This window comes from Bradyrhizobium sp. (assembly GCF_004799405.1).
In the GTDB taxonomy this organism is placed as follows: Bacteria; Pseudomonadota; Alphaproteobacteria; order Rhizobiales; family Xanthobacteraceae; genus Bradyrhizobium.
Genome location: NZ_SSMW01000028.1, coordinates 1 through 14,847, shown reverse-complemented (window position 1 = coordinate 14,847; position 14,847 = coordinate 1). Strand labels below are relative to the sequence as shown.

Here is a 14,847-nt window from a genome sequence, read left to right as displayed (position 1 = left end):
AACGGCGGACAATACATGAGCTAAGCGAGGGAGAACGAATATGACGAGCTTTGACCGCAGGGAAGAGGCTTTCGAAGCGAAGTTCGCGCATGACGAGGAGCGTGCATTCAAGGCACGGGTGCGCGCTTTGCGCATGCTGGCATTGTGGGCCGCCGAAAAGCGCGGCGAGACGGGGAACGCCGCCGAAGACTACGCGCGAGCCTTGATCGAGGCCGATCTCCGAACGCCGGATGCCGCCTTCAAGCAGCTCGTTGTCGATCTCGCGGCGCACGGCGTGGATCCCCGGCAGATCCGGGAGAAGCGGGACGCGCTTTTCGCCATCGCGCAGGGCGTTTCGGCCTGACGAGCACGGTATCGATGCAGCCTGGAAGGATGAGCCGATGAACGTATCTGATGTCATGCGGCGTTCGTTCGCAACGATCAAACCCGAGGCGTCGTTGCTGGATGCCGCGCGTTCGCTTCTGGAAACCAACCAACGCGGTCTGCCGGTGATCGACGACGAGGGGAGTCTGGTGGGGATCATTTCCGAGAGCGATTTTCTGCATCGGGTTGAACTCGATATAGCCGCGCCGCCCGGAAATTGGCTCGAAGAAATCCTCGGCATCGAAGAGGATACCCCGGCGCGCCGGCGGATGCGGGCGCGTCTCGTCCGTGAAGCGATGAGCCCGGATCCTGTCTTTGTCGATGATGAAACAACTCTCGACGAGGTCGTCACGTTGATGGATGCGCGTCATGTGGCGCAGCTTCCGGTCGTTTGCGGGGCGACCGTAGTAGGCATCGTAGGCCACCTCGAATTGCTCCGTGCGGTCGCGCGCGCACTGGGCTCGACAGCACAGAACGGTTCCGCAACGGCAGCGGATCGGTGACGGGATTGATCATGAAGTCGGCACTTGCGGCAAGCTACGGACAGGAACGGCTGCCACGCTATACGAGCTATCCAACAGCCCCCAATTTCAGCAGTAACGTCGGCGAAGATATCTATCGCAACTGGCTTGGTGCGATTTCGCAACACCGGACCGCATCGCTCTATCTGCACGTCCCGTTCTGCCGCTCGATGTGCTGGTATTGCGGCTGTCATACCTCGGTGGCGCGGCGCAACGAGCCAATCGCGGTCTACGCAGCGGCGCTTCGCTGCGAAATCGATCTGGTCGCGAAGGCGATACCGCACAGAGCCAAGGTCGCCCACATCCACTTCGGCGGCGGCACCCCTACCATCATGACCCCCGAGTTGTTTGCCGATCTTGTCGGATCCCTGCGCTGCTCCTTTTTCGTGCTGCCGGGCGCCGAAATAGCGGTGGAGATCGATCCCCGGACGCTGACGCCGCCAATGATCGAGGCCATGGGCTACGGCGGTGTCAACCGCGCCAGCCTTGGCGTGCAAAGCTTTGATCCGGTCGTCCAACGCGCAATCAACCGGATTCAGAGGTTCGAGCAGACGGCGGCCGTCACTGATGGACTGAGAAAGGCTGGAATTAACGCGATCAATTTCGACCTGATCTACGGTCTGCCGCACCAGACGATCGAATCCTGCGTGCAGACCGTCATGCAGTGCGTTGCGCTACGCCCGGACCGCCTTTCCGTGTTCGGGTACGCTCACGTGCCATCGTTCAAGAAGCACCAGCGCAAGATATCCGAATCCGCCCTTCCCGGGAGCCTGGAACGGTACCGGCAGTCCGAAGCGATCGCCGATGGGCTGCAGAGCGCCGGCTATGTCCCGATCGGGCTGGACCACTTTGCGCTGCCGGATGACCCATTGGTGGTTGCTCAACGCAATGGCCTCTTGCACAGGAATTTTCAGGGATACACGGATGACCGCGGAGATCTCCTGCTCGGCTTCGGCGCAAGCGCCATAGGCCGTCTTCCCCAGGGCTACGTCCAAAACATGGTGCCGACACGCGATTATTCGGAGCGGATCGCGAGCGGACGGCTGGCGACGGCCAAGGGGTACGCGTTGACCAACGACGACCAGTTCCGCGCCGAAATCATCGAGCGCATCATGTGCGACTTTGCTGTCGACCTGGACGAGGTCTGCCGCCGGCACGGGCGAGGACGCGAAACGCTCTCGCCGGAACTGGCGAGACTGTCGTCACTGGTATCCGACGGCGTCGTCGCAATGAAGAACGGCAAGCTGAAAGTCGAGAACGATTCGCGGTTTCTCGTGCGTACCGTGGCATCGACATTCGACGCTCATATCGGAAGATCCGCCGCAATCCATTCGCGCGCAGTTTAGACTACGCCGGCGAGGTCTCGATTGCCTCCGGGACGCAATTCGCTTTAAGATTCAAGACGGGAATTCCGCTTCGACGACTTGAACGCGATCTGCGTGAATGAGCCAGTTCTTTACATTCTCGGTTTCGCAGAACATGCGCTTTGCAACCTCCGCCGCATGCGCTTGAGACACAGCTTCGACCTCAAGCGAGCGTTGGCAGATTTCCGCCTCACATCCATTTTCCCCGAGAACATTCTTTAAAAATCGAGCGACGTACCGTGCCATTGCAACCTCCACTTTTAGCGCAACCCCATCCGTTTTACGCGTCCATGTTGCGCAGGCGCTGGCGGTTGCGAAGGACGATTTGACGGGCGCCGGAAAATCCGAGCACGCCTTCACTATGAAGTTGCGAAAGGGCCCTTGATACAGTTTCGAGTGTCAGGCCCAGATAGTCTCCGATATCGCGCCGGCACATCGGCAGCGCCATCATGCCTGTGACGGCAAGGCGCCGGTCCATCTCCAGAAGGAAGTTTGCCACCCGCTCCATGGCGCTCTTGCGCCCGAGAAGCAGCATATGGTCTTCGGCATGCCGAAGATCACCGGCGGTCATGGTCCAAAGCTTTTGCGCAACCTTGACGTCAGTTCCCGCCGCCTGCTCAAGATTGCGGCGTTTCACCAGGCGCACGGTGGTATCGACGATGGCTTCCGCCGCCAGCCGGTGGTTGGTTCCCGATTCCAGTCCGAAGACATCGTTCGGCAGGTGAAACGCTCCAATCTGACGCCGTCCATCGGAAAGCAGTTTGTAGGTCCGAACGGCTCCCTGGATAACCTGGTAGACGTATTCCGCCGGCTCGTCCTCTCCGTAGATTTCTGCATCCTTGCCGTAGGAGAATTCCGTGGCAACAAGGCCCGCATGACCTGTGAGCAAGCCGAACTGATCGGCTGTGGGGCAGATAACCGGGCTGATTTTGGCGCCAATAACCGACGGGATGAGGGGTTGGGTATGCATTTGCCATCTCCTTTGCAGCGGATGGCTGATGTCTACGCGGGTCGGTCGAGGCTGGAAATTTCGTCCGATATCTTAAGGGGAAGTACTTAAGTAGTTTACCGGAGGTCGTCCCGGTTACTCAAGGTTGGCCAGGATGGGCTTCCTGAATGGCTCCCCGAATACGGGCAACGAGGCTCTCCTCAAGATGGGGCTTCAACAGCACGTCATGCACGCCAACGACCGCAGCCTTCGTCGGTATGCTGTCATCGGGGTAGCCGGTAATGAGGATAATTGGTGCGGCGATGTTGCGGTTACGCAGCCGATTTACGAGATCGATACCGTTCATTGTCGGCATTTTGTAGTCGATCACAAAGCAGTCAGCTCTTTTCGAAGCGACCGCATTGAGCAGCGCTGACCCGCTCCTGAACGTCTCGACGTCGAATCCATCTGTTTCCAGCAGAAATCGCAGCGAGCCGAGGACCGCCGGGTCGTCGTCGACCACGTAGACGACGGGCTTGGGCGGTGACGGGGACATCACCGGGGTTGAGCTTTTTGCCTGATCCATGAGCCATAGAAAGCCCATTTTGGGCGGGCGCGTCTTGACTTGGCTCAATCTTTGAATACGCCGCCCCGCATCGCCATCCGGACGAGTTCCGAGAGGCTGGCCGCGTGCATCTTGGTCATCACGTTGGCCCGGTAAACCTCGATCGTCCGCGGGCTGATGTCGTACTCCCGTGCGATCAGCTTGTTCGAGAGTCCGGCGATGAGGCCGTCCATCACCTGACGCTCGCGAGGACTGAGGCTCGCTATCCGCGACTGTATCTCTGACGTGACCGCTTCGCTCATTACGTCCGGTTCTGCCTGCTTCAGCGCCGCCTCGATCATTCCGATCAACCGGTCATCTTCGAAGGGCTTTTCAAGGAAATCCATCGCGCCAAGCTTCATCGCCTCAACGGCAAGTGGGACATCGCCGTGACCGGTCATGATCACCACGGGAAACCGGCTGCCGCCGGCCTTGAGGCGTTTCAAAAGTTCAATGCCGTCAATGCCGGGCATGCGCACGTCAGAGACTACGCATCCAAAATCGATGGTGGGGAGAGTATCGAGAAAATTCAGTGCAGATTCAAAGAGTGTGACGTGGAAATCGGCCGCCCCGAGAAGAAAGTCGAGGGAGTCGCGCATCGCATCGTCGTCGTCGATGACATAGACTTTTCCCCTATGTAGCATTCGTCACACTCTCATTTGATGCGGCAGGCAACGTGAAGCGAAAGGTTGCGCCGCCCAAAGAATTGGCTTCGGCCCACATCCGGCCGCCATGAGCCTCGATAATCGAACGGCTTATCGATAGCCCCACCCCCATGCCAGTTTCCTTGGTCGTATAGAAGGTCTGGAACAGGTTGGGCATGACATCATCCGGGATTCCAGCGCCGGTATCAAATATCGCAACTTCAATCATGTCATCCGCGACCTTGGCGTTCGATGCGATAAGCTCACGTTGCAGCGAGTGAGCCATCGCTTCGAGTGCATTACGAAACAGATTAACCAAGACCTGCTGGATCTGGACCCGATCGACCAGAACCAAATCATACTCTGGATTCAGGTTAAAGCGAAGCTGGACCCCCTGCTCGCGGGCGCCGGAAAGGCCGAGGGCGCCGGCCTCTTCAATCAATTTTGAGAGACTTTCGACACGTTTCTCCGACTCCCCTCGCGCAACGAAATCGCGAAGGCGCCGAATGATCTGACCGGCGCGAATCGCCTGCTCGGCCGCACGATCCAGCGCATTTTCAATCTTCGATCTGTTGGGATCGGGATTGTCAGCCAGAAGCCGGCGTGAACCCTTCATGTAATTGCTTATGGCGGCAAGCGGCTGATTGAGCTCGTGGGCGAGTGCGGATGCCATCTCTCCCATTGCGCTCAAACGCGAAACGTGGACGAGCTCGGATTGCAGTTCCTGAAGTCGCGCCTGCGTCTGCTGATGCTCGGTGAGATCGCGGATAAAACCGGTGAAATACGGAACCCCCCCGGTCTGCATTTCGCCGATCGACAGATGCATCGGAAACGTCGTGCCGTCCTTGCGTTGGCCGGTTACGATTCGTCCGATGCCAATGATGTGTCGTTCTCCCGTCGACTCGTAGCGCGCCAGGTAACCATCGTGGCGTGCCCGATCCGGTTGTGGCATCAGCATGCTGACATTCTTGCCGATACCTTCCTGCGCGGTATAACCGAATTGCCGTTCTGCGGCTCTGCTAAAGAACTGCATGATACCGGTCCCGTCGATCACGATCATCGCGTCGGGAATGGTCTCCAGGATCGAGCGGAGGTGACTTTCCCTGATTCGAACCGTTTCTTCGATCTGTTTCTGATCGTTGATTTCGATTACGAGCCCGCTGAGGTGGAGCGGTACCCCCTTTTCATCCCGTATGATGCTGCCAAGCACGCGAACCCATTGGTACGGTGGAGACCCACCCAGCCGGTACTGCATATCAAAAGTGCAGCCGGTTTCGATCGAGCGCCTTATGGCCTGATCGGTACGTTCGCGGTCCTGCGGCTCAAGCAGTGAAAGGAACAGGTCGTAGGTGAGGGGCAGGTCTTTGGGGACGCCAAAAAATGTCCTGGCGGCACTGGACCAGAGCAGTCCATGCGTAACAAGATCAAGATCCCAGATACCGATGCCGGCTCCTTCGATTCCCAGCCGAAAACGCTGGTCCCGAACAGGATCATCTGACGCCGGATGTACGATTGTGGTCACGTTCCGCCTTCGTGCCAGTTATCCCCTTCTGGCGACGGCAGAATACCCAGATGTTCAATTGGAGGCTACTACTTTGCGGCCGCAACCCCTCTGGCGATCATCGGTCTGGGGTATTGGATCAAGTCGAAATCGGCGGCTTACTGCCGAGTGATCTTTGACTAAATGCTGATTTCACCTTGAAGTTGAGCGTTCTGATACACCTCAACCTGCCGCGATAAAGCCCGCGGACTTGCGCCGGTAAATGGCAATGAGGCAACGACCCAGGACGAGCGGACGGTTGTCAATTCCTTGATCTACCTCATCATCTCCATCAAGCGCTGCGCTAAATAGGAAAACTGCAGGATACACGTCGGGAGGGACGAATGACTTATAAGACGGTGATGGTCAATCTGGCGCTGGACCGGGCGAATGATGCCCGCCTCGAGATAGCTGGGCAATTGGTCGAGCGGTTCAATGCGCATGCTATCGGAATAGCCGCAGGTGAATTCAGTCCGCCGCTTTATTTTACGACGGGTGAGCAGGCCCAGCAAATCATTGACCAGGGCCGGGCAGCGATCAAAAATCGTGTTGCCGAAGTCGAAGCACAGTTTCGCGCCGCGATGCAGAACCGGGCGGCAGCAGTGGAATGGCGTTCCGCTGAGGACTTTCCGACCAGATTTGTCATTCAGCATGCGCGCGCCGCCGATATTATGGTGGTCGGCGGGGAGGCCGGCGAAGCACTCGCCGATCCTTTCACCGAGACCAACCCAAATGATCTGGTGATGCAACTGGGCCGGCCCGCGCTCGTTGTTCCCGATTCCTGTAACTGGCTGGATTTGCGAAGTGTCCTGATTGCCTGGAAAGATACGCCCGAAGCCCGGCGAGCCATCGTCGATGCGATGCCCATCCTTCGGCAGGCCAAGAATGTCGCCGTCCTCGAAATCATCGAGCAGGAGCCGAACAGGCTGGCGGCGTTGTCGGGAATCAGGGACGTCGCCGTCTGGCTTTCGCGTCACGGCGTTGTCGCTTCCGAACAGGTACCCGCCGAGAAGGGTAACGCCGCCGAGCAAATCGAACGAATTGCATCGGAGGTCGGCGCCGGCGTGGTTGTTGCCGGCGCCTATGGTCATTCGCGGCTTCGCGAATGGGTTTTCGGCGGCGTGACGAGGCGCCTTCTCAATCCGTCGGATCGCTGTTCGCTGCTGTCGCGGTGAACCCCCGAGCCCGCGACGCCCTTTTCGGGGCCGCAAGCGAATTGACCTCAATCAATTATCGCGTGCGCGGAGCATGGTTAAATGTTGTTTGCGCCCGAATGAAGGACCAGGCCTTTGCAGACGTTCCTCGAACAGACAGTCGCCGACCATATGACACCCGATGTTAAGGTGGTTTCGCGCGATGTCACGTTGCGAGAGCTCGAAGGTTTATTCGAAAAGGACGATTTCAACGCTTATCCGGTCGAAGAAAGCTCGCAAGTCGTTGGGCTGGTTTCGAAGTTCGACTTTCTCGCCTGTTTCGTGTTTTCGACGGCTACCATGGTTCCGCGTTATGACAACCTGATGAAGCAGACCGTCGCGAATATCATGACACCCGACTTCATCTATGTCCGCAGGGACACCAAACTGACGCGGGTGCTTCAGCTCATGGTCGATCACCGCATCAGGAGCATGCCTGTGATCGCAGGCGACCAGCGGTTGGTCGGCATGATATCTCGCGAAGACGTGATGCGCGCATTGCAGCGCTGTTGTGGCGGCACGTAAATTTCACGGATGTCCGCGAGTGACGCCAAACCCGCGGGAAAATTGGCAAAATGTCGCGCTATGTCTATCCACAGCATGACGGCGGGAAATGCCGCAGATCTATCCCGCTGGTCAGTAACTTCCAGCCCTTCCCAACACGACGACAGACGTGTCGCATCAGAAAAGAGATCCGAACCAGCATTGGTGAGCACTTGCGGAGTGCGGCGACTGCCTTTGGAACAGCCGTCATGCCCACGTAAAATCGATGGAACATCGCCGCGGACCCGGTATCGGCCATCTCAGCTTGCCTTGGCGTAGCCTTCGTCCTCCGGAGAGTTCAGGTACATCCCGGACATCGTATCGACCCAACACAGATGGTCGTGAACCTTCTTCACGCCGGCGATATTCTCCGCGGCGACGATCGTGGCTTCCCGCGAACGCTCCTCGGTGATGACACCGGAGATGTGGACGATGCCGTCGCGCACCGTGACGCCGAGGCCGAACGGACACCAGTCTTTCTTCTCCAGGTCATTGATGATCCGATTGCGGATATGGTCATCGTCAGCCGTCGGATCGGGAATCTGGCGCGCCAGGCTGGCGACCGCCTGCAGCAGATTGGAACGCGTCACGATGCCGACGAGCTTGTCGGCTCGCGTTACCGGCAGCCGCTTGACATGGTGCTTTTCCATCAGTTCCACGATCTTCTCGAGATCGGTGCCTTCGTCGATGGTGAGCGGTTCCGGCGTCATGATCTCACCCACCTTGCCGCCATGCTCGTGCACGAAATCGGTTGCCTCCTTTCCCGAGCCAAGAATGAATTTCAGAAACCGGCCGCGTTTGCGCTGGGTGCCGATTTCGCTGCGGCGAATGAAGTCACCCTCCGAGATGATGCCGACGAGCTTGCCGCCCGCGTCAACCACGGGAAGCCCGCTGATGTGCCGGCGCAGCATGGTGTTGGCGGCTTCGACGATCGTCGTCTCGGGCGTGACGGTGATGACCGGTCGGGTCATAATCTGATGGGCGCGCATGGGTGGCTCCGCTGGTTCAGGATTAACTTGTCATTTTGCAGGTTATTCCAGGCGGCGGGCCCGCGATTTGAGGAAGATCAAGGGGTGAGGAGAATTCGCCGGCTTGATCCAACTCAATTGGGATTACCGATTGAAGTCGTATCATTTTCCAGAGACGCGAAAACGGAAAACGGAGAGAAAAGCGGAAAACGGAGATCATCATCATGCTGGAATTTTATGAACCTGGCGCTGCGATTATCGAAGATTCGATCGCGAAAACGGTGGAGCGAGTGAACAAGACAAACAAGAACGTCCTGGATTTCATGTTCGGCGTGCAGAAAACGATGCTTGAAGAGCTGATCTTCGTCGGCAACGAGATTCTCGACCGGGCGCGAGTCGAAACGCACTTGTTCAGTGAATTTTACTCGAAAATGGCCGAAGCGCATTCGGTCAAGAACCTGAACACGATGTGCAAGGAATGCGGTCAACACCAGATCGACTTTGTTCGCCGTGACAGTGAACGCATCTTCAAACATGGCCAGCGGATGATCGAGACCGCAGCCAATCTGTTCAACCGCCAGCCACCGGCCTGATTAGCGTCCAGGCTGGTGTGAATTTGAAGTCCGGCAATCGGGGCGAGGTTTTGAAAGAGATGAATTCGGTGCAGCCAATATCGACCATGCCAGGGGCCGACGAGGCAAGATTGCGTTGTCGCGCCCATGCCCCGGGCAATGGCAAAGCACATGGCTCGCTGCCGGGCCAGCCGGCCAACCCGCAGGAGACTGCAACTCCCCGAGACCAGCAACCGGAGCCGTATCAAGCCGATCGCGCCTTGCACGCCATGCTGGCACGGCTGACCGGGGGAGTATCGCCGGTCGCGTTGTCGCTGGCCTATATGGATTGGGTCTCCCATTTGATGGCGGCGCCGCAGCGGCGAATGGAGTTATTGCAGGACGCCATGCGCGGCGCGAGACAGTTCCTCGACGCTGCGCTTCGCTGTTTTTCACCCCAATACAGCCCTTGGTCCCTGATCAAGCCAAAGCCTCAGGATCGGCGCTTTGCCGGGCCGGACTGGGAGCGCCCGCCGTTCAATTTGCTCGCGCAGGCTTTTCTGCTGAGAGAGCAATGGTGGCACGAGGCGACCACCGGCGTGCGCGGCGTGACACCGCGGAACGAGGCGATCGTCGAGTTCTCGGTGCGGCAGGTGCTCGATATGCTGGCGCCATCCAATTTCGCCGCTACCAATCCGGAAGTGCTGGACAAGACCTTCCGAAGCCGGGGCGAGAATTTCGTGTCCGGCTGGCAGAACTGGCTCAGTGACTGGATGCAATTGCAGTCCGCCGGCAAGCCGGCCTCGGACAAGGATTTTGTCGTTGGCAAAACCGTGGCGGTGTCTCGCGGCAAGGTGGTATTCCGAAACGACCTGATCGAGCTGATCCAGTATTACCCAACCACCGGCAAGGTGCATCCGGAGCCGATCCTGATCGTTCCGGCTTGGATCATGAAATACTATATCCTCGACCTGTCGCCGCAAAACTCGCTGGTCAAGTTCCTGACCGGGCAAGGCTTTACCGTCTTCATGATTTCATGGCGTAATCCGGGGGCTGCGGATCGCAATATCGCCTTCGATGATTATCGCAAGCTTGGCGTGAAAGCCGCAGTCGAGACCATCGGCGATATCGTGCCGGACGTTCAGATTCATGCGTTGGGCTATTGCCTGGGCGGGACATTGCTGTCGATTGCTGCCGCAACCATGGCACGAAACGGAGATGACAGGTTGAGGTCGGTTACCTTGCTTGCGGCGCAAACGGATTTTACCGAGGCAGGCGAGCTGACCCTGTTCATCAACGAAAGCCAGGTCGCTTTTCTGGAAGACATGATGTGGGAACGCGGCGTTCTCGACACCGCGCAGATGGCGGGCGCGTTCCAGTTGCTGCGCTCGAATGATCTGATCTGGTCGAAACTTACCCGCGACTACCTGATGGGAGAGCGAGCGCCACCCAGCGATCTGATGGCCTGGAACGCCGACGCCACCCGCCTGCCATACCAGATGCATTCGGAATATCTGCGCAAGCTGTTCCTTGACAACGATCTGGCCGAAGGCCGCTATCTGGTCGAAGGAAGGCCGGTGGCTCTGTCAGATATTCACGTGCCGATGTTCGTGGTTGGAACGATTCGCGATCACGTGGCGCCCTGGAAATCCACCTACAAGATAAATTATCAGGTGGAAGCCGATGTTACGTACCTCTTGACCAGCGGCGGTCACAATGCGGGCATCGTGGCGCCGCCGGATGAACCCGGACATTTCTATCAGGTCAGGACGAAAGCGGCGGACGCCGCCTATATCGGGCCGGACGAATGGCTGAAGGTGGCCCCAAAGGTTGAAGGGTCGTGGTGGCTGGAATGGGCCAGGTGGCTCACGGCGCAATCCGGCGAGTTCCGCGAACCGCCCCGGATGGGCATCGAGCGCGGAGAAGCTCAGATTTTGCCAGATGCACCGGGCGACTATGTCCGCATTTGACCAGCGTCGCTCGCTAAACCCGAAGCGGTTTCAGGGCAGCTAGTTTCCGGTAGGCCGCGGCGGCGCGGTGTATCAATCGCTCTTGACGCTTTCGGCCGGGAAATTGCAACGATACGCGAATGCCGTCCCGTTCCAGCGCGGCGGCGAGAGACTGGCCTTTTGCAACATCGTTCAACTCTCCGAGCGCCTTTTGCGCCCGACGCAAATACTTGAGCGCAGCCCGCTGCCGCAACAGCCCTTCATTTCCGAACAGGTCTGCGAAAAACTCGGTCGAATAGTGGCATTTCTTGTTGAGCAGGCGCAGCCGATGTCGCTTCTTCACGCCCAAGTCCCGCAGTTTTCGGCTCTTCTTCACAAGTTTTTCCTGCCATCGCATCAATTTGTCGGCGCTGTATGCCGCGATCGGGAAAGCGCGTCTCGCAACGGATCGCGTTCCCTTCTTGATGGCCCATGGTCCGCTCTCCACCCAGTCTGACGCATCTTTGATCAGATGCCGATATCTCGGCGACCGAATCGCGTGGGCCAGACGCCGATGGCGCTCCGCCCGCTTTGCCTTCCAGGATCGACAGTCTTGCGGTCGCACTTTGCCGGTAGTCTCGATCCGCTCGATCGCGACATCGAGGTCTCGCACGGTGCCGAGATGGGTGTGCAGCCACTTCAGTTCGCGTCTTATTCGCATTCGTTGAGGATCGGAAACCATCGGCGAGAAAAACGAGATGGCGGTTCGCAAGCGAGCGAGCGCAACGCGCATTTGATGCAGCGCCTCGGGATCGCCTCTGCATGTCGCGGCATGATTTGCCGTCAAATCCAGAAGACAGCGACGCGCCACCACGCGAAAGGCCGTGTCGCACGCCATCGCCGGACTCGACAGCGGGTACGGCCGCGGCATCCGCGCGATGCGCGACGCGCCTTTACCTCCTGATTTAGGCAATGGCGACATGTCCTAGGCCGCCTCACGATGCGTGATGCGGGCTTGGCACCGCTCCAGGGTCTGCTCGGGCGTTCCGGAGGCATCAATGATGTCCCAGTCGACCGCGCCAATATCATATTGTTCCTGTAGCCCGGCGATCTCGGGCGTAGCGTCCGACGCATCGCGCTTCCGGCGAACCACCCGGCTCTGTCTGGTCGCAAGGTCGGCCCGGAGAAAGAAGCCGTTAAACCGGACCTTGAGCTGACGCGCGGTCTGGGAAATCGCGTTTCGATCGGCCTGTTCGGCGAATACCGCGTCCACCACGACGGAATGGCCCTGTGAAAGCGCCCGGCGAGCACGCTGCACCATGATTTGGTAAATCTGCGCCGTAATCTCCGGCCGGTAAGCGCGCTCAGGCAACCGATCGGTTTCGTTGATCTTGAAAAGCTGCTTGCGCAACACATCGCTGCGCAGCACCACGGCGCCCGGCTGCGGCAGGACGGATGGTGCGAGCGCGCGTGCCAGCATCGACTTTCCGGTCCCGGACAAACCGCCGATTGCGACCAGGGTCGGCGCCGGCGGGTGGATCGCTTCGCGCGCGAGTTCGAAATAGGCCGATGCGGATCGCAACACGCCGGCCTTGTCGCGGGAATTCACGCCCATGCGCGCGAGCAGCACCTTGGCGCGGATCGCCGATCGCAGCGACATGAACAGCGGAAGTGCCGAAAGCGCATCGAGGGTTTCGCTCGCGGTCGATACCAGATAACGGTTGAGCAGCGCGTTGGCGGCAGCGCCGCGGCCGTACCGAAGAAAATCCATGATCGGAAAGGCAAGGTCGTAGAACACGTCGACCGAGGCGATGCTGGCGTCGAACTCGATCGCGTCGAACAGCACCGGCCTGCGATCGATCAGCGCGATGTTCGCCAGATGCAGGTCGCCATGACAACGCCGCACATATCCCTGCCTGCCGCGCTGCTCCAGCAACTTTCGGATCCGGCACAACGCCGACCGGGACGCGCCGTCGAGGTCGTCTACATCGCTGGCGGGAAAGCAGGCTGCGGTTCGCAATGCCGCGGTATTGTCATCGATGAACGCCGAGATAGATTCGATCCAGCGTTCAGCCGGCGCCGGTTGCGCGACGGCATGGGAGGCCGCGATCGCGTCGGCAATGGCGTCGACGAGCTCGCGATCCGGCTCGCCGGCTTCCGCCAGACGATCGATGGTCTGACGCTCGTCGAAGCGGGTCATTTCAACCGCGAATTCGACCGGCGTTCCGCTTCCGCCGATGCTCAGGGATCCGTCGGGATTTTGGGTGATCGCAACAACCCGATGATAGATTTGTGGCGCGAACGGACGATTTACCCTCAGCTCTTCATCGCAGGCCGCCTTGCGTTTCGCCAGAGTCGAGTAGTCGAGGTATGGGAATCGGATGGCGCGCTTGATCTTCAGGGCGCGGGTCCCTTCGAGGAAAACCGCTGCTGCGTGCGTATCGATCCGCTGCACGCCGGGATGTGTCGCCGGGTCCGTCAGGAATGCGAACACCCGGTCCTGCGCGGCGGCATCGGCTGACGTCGAGGCTGTCATGCTGTGGACCTAAGGTTGGAGAACCGCGGCACCCAGGATTTGTCCCGTCCACAGCTTTTGCAGCACCTCGTTCGCCTCGACAAGCGGGAATGCCGTCGTCTGGGTCCGGATTCCGGCCTGCGGTGCAATTTTGAGGAAATCCAGCCCATCCTGACGCGTGAGATTTGCGACCGACACCAGTTGTCGCTCTTCCCAAAGAATGTCGTAAGGAAAGCTCGGGATGTCGCTCATGTGGATCCCTGCGCAGACCACCCTGCCGCCCTTGCGCACCGCGCGCAGCGCCGCTGGCACCAGTTCTCCTGCGGGAGCGTAGATGATGGCGGCATCGAGCGGCGGGTCGGGCACTTCGCCTGAGGCTCCCGCCCATGCCGCGCCCAACCGCCGGGCGAAGTCCTGCGCCGCGGTGTCGCCGGCTCGCGTGAAGGCGTAGACCGAGCGACCCTGCCAGCGCGCGATCTGGGCGACGATGTGTCCTGCCGCGCCGAAGCCATAGATGCCGAGCCGTTTGGCATTGCCCGCCATCACCAGTGATCGCCACCCGATCAGGCCGGCGCAGAGCAGCGGCGCGATCGAAACATCGTCGCCGGCTTCGCCGAGCGGGAAGGCATAGCGCGCGTCGGCGATGGTGTGCGTAGCGAAGCCACCGTCGCGGGTGTATCCGGTGAACAGCGGACGATCGCAGAGATTTTCCATACCCTCCTTGCAGAACCGGCAGACACCGCAGGTGTATCCGAGCCAGGGGATTCCGACCCGATCGCCGATCCGGTGCGTGTCGACGTTACCGCCGACGAGGTCGACGCGGCCGACGATTTCATGGCCTGGGACGATCGGATATTTGATGCCGGGAAGCTCGGCATCGACGACATGAAGGTCGGTGCGGCAGACCCCGCACGCGCTCACCTTGACGCGAATTTGCCCCTCGCCGGGGATAGGGTCCGCGCGTTCCTGCATTTGGAGAGGCACGCCCGGGGCCGAAAGCACCATCGCACGCATTTGCTTCTCCGGAATGAACCCCGTCGTGAACGCGGTAACGCCTACGGCGCCAAGCTGGCGAACCATTGACCTCGATCGGGGGCATCAGGGCCAGATTATCCGGGAATCGTCTTGATGAAGATCAATAAGGGCGGTCCGCAAACACTTATCGTTGAGACCGAAGGAGAGCAC

At 59.4% G+C, this 14,847-nt stretch carries 16 protein-coding genes; 7 read left to right on the top strand and 9 right to left on the bottom strand.

Annotated features, from left to right (window positions below; all coding sequences use genetic code 11):
- Positions 1 to 40: 40 nt before the first annotated feature.
- The 3 genes from E7813_RS04925 to hemN are packed head-to-tail and all read left to right on the top strand — an operon-like array spanning position 41 to position 2,230.
- Complete coding sequence (locus tag E7813_RS04925) at positions 41 to 343, top strand: DUF1476 domain-containing protein (protein WP_291571450.1); 303 nt, start codon at positions 41 to 43, stop codon at positions 341 to 343.
- 37 nt (positions 344 to 380) lie between these two features.
- Positions 381 to 866 (top strand): CBS domain-containing protein, encoded by a 486-nt coding sequence (locus E7813_RS04920; protein ID WP_291571448.1) that lies wholly within the window; start codon positions 381 to 383, stop codon positions 864 to 866.
- A gap of 11 nt (positions 867 to 877) precedes the next feature.
- Complete coding sequence (gene hemN / locus E7813_RS04915; RefSeq protein ID WP_291571489.1) at positions 878 to 2,230, top strand: oxygen-independent coproporphyrinogen III oxidase; 1,353 nt, start codon at positions 878 to 880, stop codon at positions 2,228 to 2,230.
- 51 nt (positions 2,231 to 2,281) lie between these two features.
- Here hemN and E7813_RS04910 read toward each other — a convergent pair whose 3' ends face one another.
- The 5 genes from E7813_RS04910 to fixL all read right to left on the bottom strand — a co-directional run bounded on the left by E7813_RS04910 (position 2,282) and on the right by fixL (position 5,946).
- Positions 2,282 to 2,494 carry a hypothetical protein gene (locus E7813_RS04910; RefSeq protein ID WP_291571446.1) on the bottom strand — a complete coding sequence of 71 codons (213 nt, stop codon included), beginning with the start codon at positions 2,492 to 2,494 and terminating at the stop codon, positions 2,282 to 2,284.
- Positions 2,495 to 2,528: 34 nt separating this feature from the next.
- Positions 2,529 to 3,218: a helix-turn-helix domain-containing protein gene (locus tag E7813_RS04905; RefSeq protein ID WP_291571444.1), complete on the bottom strand. Its 690-nt coding sequence runs from the start codon at positions 3,216 to 3,218 to the stop codon at positions 2,529 to 2,531.
- A gap of 118 nt (positions 3,219 to 3,336) precedes the next feature.
- Positions 3,337 to 3,732, bottom strand: coding sequence for a response regulator (locus E7813_RS04900; RefSeq protein ID WP_291571488.1), 396 nt, complete (start codon positions 3,730 to 3,732; stop codon positions 3,337 to 3,339).
- Positions 3,733 to 3,806: 74 nt separating this feature from the next.
- The gene (gene fixJ / locus E7813_RS04895) at positions 3,807 to 4,424 is read right to left on the bottom strand and encodes a response regulator FixJ (RefSeq protein ID WP_291571442.1); all 618 of its coding nucleotides are present in this window, start codon (positions 4,422 to 4,424) and stop codon (positions 3,807 to 3,809) included.
- Positions 4,414 to 5,946, bottom strand: a complete 1,533-nt coding sequence (gene fixL, locus E7813_RS04890) for a sensor protein FixL (protein WP_291571440.1) — start codon at positions 5,944 to 5,946, stop codon at positions 4,414 to 4,416. The genes fixJ and fixL overlap by 11 nt, the downstream gene beginning before the upstream one ends.
- 362 nt (positions 5,947 to 6,308) lie before the next feature.
- Here fixL and E7813_RS04885 point away from each other — a divergent pair, with 362 nt between their 5' ends.
- Positions 6,309 to 7,139 carry a universal stress protein gene (locus E7813_RS04885; RefSeq protein ID WP_291571438.1) on the top strand — a complete coding sequence of 277 codons (831 nt, stop codon included), beginning with the start codon at positions 6,309 to 6,311 and terminating at the stop codon, positions 7,137 to 7,139.
- 114 nt (positions 7,140 to 7,253) lie between these two features.
- Positions 7,254 to 7,682 carry a CBS domain-containing protein gene (locus E7813_RS04880; protein ID WP_291571436.1) on the top strand — a complete coding sequence of 143 codons (429 nt, stop codon included), beginning with the start codon at positions 7,254 to 7,256 and terminating at the stop codon, positions 7,680 to 7,682.
- A 278-nt stretch (positions 7,683 to 7,960) separates the two neighbouring features.
- On the opposite strand, the gene E7813_RS04875 is transcribed toward E7813_RS04880, so the two are convergent.
- A complete protein-coding gene (locus tag E7813_RS04875; protein ID WP_291571434.1) occupies positions 7,961 to 8,689 on the bottom strand; it encodes a CBS domain-containing protein in 729 nt (242 codons plus the stop codon).
- 203 nt (positions 8,690 to 8,892) lie between these two features.
- Between E7813_RS04875 and E7813_RS04870 the strand changes: the two genes are divergently transcribed.
- A complete protein-coding gene (locus E7813_RS04870; RefSeq protein WP_291571433.1) occupies positions 8,893 to 9,261 on the top strand; it encodes a hypothetical protein in 369 nt (122 codons plus the stop codon).
- Positions 9,262 to 9,419: 158 nt separating this feature from the next.
- The gene (locus E7813_RS04865) at positions 9,420 to 11,189 is read left to right on the top strand and encodes an alpha/beta fold hydrolase (protein ID WP_291571487.1); all 1,770 of its coding nucleotides are present in this window, start codon (positions 9,420 to 9,422) and stop codon (positions 11,187 to 11,189) included.
- Between the two features lie 13 nt (positions 11,190 to 11,202).
- On the opposite strand, the gene E7813_RS04860 is transcribed toward E7813_RS04865, so the two are convergent.
- From E7813_RS04860 to E7813_RS04850, 3 genes are all read right to left on the bottom strand, one after another.
- Positions 11,203 to 12,045: a CHAD domain-containing protein gene (locus E7813_RS04860; protein WP_291571486.1), complete on the bottom strand. Its 843-nt coding sequence runs from the start codon at positions 12,043 to 12,045 to the stop codon at positions 11,203 to 11,205.
- Positions 12,046 to 12,132: 87 nt separating this feature from the next.
- Positions 12,133 to 13,683: a bifunctional aminoglycoside phosphotransferase/ATP-binding protein gene (locus E7813_RS04855; RefSeq protein ID WP_291571431.1), complete on the bottom strand. Its 1,551-nt coding sequence runs from the start codon at positions 13,681 to 13,683 to the stop codon at positions 12,133 to 12,135.
- Positions 13,684 to 13,692: 9 nt separating this feature from the next.
- Positions 13,693 to 14,676: a zinc-dependent alcohol dehydrogenase family protein gene (locus tag E7813_RS04850; RefSeq protein ID WP_291571485.1), complete on the bottom strand. Its 984-nt coding sequence runs from the start codon at positions 14,674 to 14,676 to the stop codon at positions 13,693 to 13,695.
- Between the last annotated feature and the right edge of the window lie 171 nt (positions 14,677 to 14,847).

What these genes read in the sequence shown, in the direction of transcription:
- E7813_RS04885 (WP_291571438.1), top strand. Translation starts at nt 6,309, where the DNA reads ATGACTTATAAGACGGTGATGGTCAATCTGGCGCTGGACCGGGCGAAT.
- fixJ (WP_291571442.1), bottom strand. Translation starts at nt 4,424, where the DNA reads ATGCTACATAGGGGAAAAGTCTATGTCATCGACGACGACGATGCGATG.
- E7813_RS04860 (WP_291571486.1), bottom strand. Translation starts at nt 12,045, where the DNA reads ATGGCGTGCGACACGGCCTTTCGCGTGGTGGCGCGTCGCTGTCTTCTG.
- hemN (WP_291571489.1), top strand. Translation starts at nt 878, where the DNA reads ATGAAGTCGGCACTTGCGGCAAGCTACGGACAGGAACGGCTGCCACGC.
- E7813_RS04920 (WP_291571448.1), top strand. Translation starts at nt 381, where the DNA reads ATGAACGTATCTGATGTCATGCGGCGTTCGTTCGCAACGATCAAACCC.
- E7813_RS04870 (WP_291571433.1), top strand. Translation starts at nt 8,893, where the DNA reads ATGCTGGAATTTTATGAACCTGGCGCTGCGATTATCGAAGATTCGATC.
- E7813_RS04905 (WP_291571444.1), bottom strand. Translation starts at nt 3,218, where the DNA reads ATGCATACCCAACCCCTCATCCCGTCGGTTATTGGCGCCAAAATCAGC.
- E7813_RS04900 (WP_291571488.1), bottom strand. Translation starts at nt 3,732, where the DNA reads ATGTCCCCGTCACCGCCCAAGCCCGTCGTCTACGTGGTCGACGACGAC.
- E7813_RS04850 (WP_291571485.1), bottom strand. Translation starts at nt 14,676, where the DNA reads ATGCGTGCGATGGTGCTTTCGGCCCCGGGCGTGCCTCTCCAAATGCAG.
- E7813_RS04910 (WP_291571446.1), bottom strand. Translation starts at nt 2,494, where the DNA reads ATGGCACGGTACGTCGCTCGATTTTTAAAGAATGTTCTCGGGGAAAAT.
- E7813_RS04925 (WP_291571450.1), top strand. Translation starts at nt 41, where the DNA reads ATGACGAGCTTTGACCGCAGGGAAGAGGCTTTCGAAGCGAAGTTCGCG.
- E7813_RS04855 (WP_291571431.1), bottom strand. Translation starts at nt 13,683, where the DNA reads ATGACAGCCTCGACGTCAGCCGATGCCGCCGCGCAGGACCGGGTGTTC.
- E7813_RS04875 (WP_291571434.1), bottom strand. Translation starts at nt 8,689, where the DNA reads ATGCGCGCCCATCAGATTATGACCCGACCGGTCATCACCGTCACGCCC.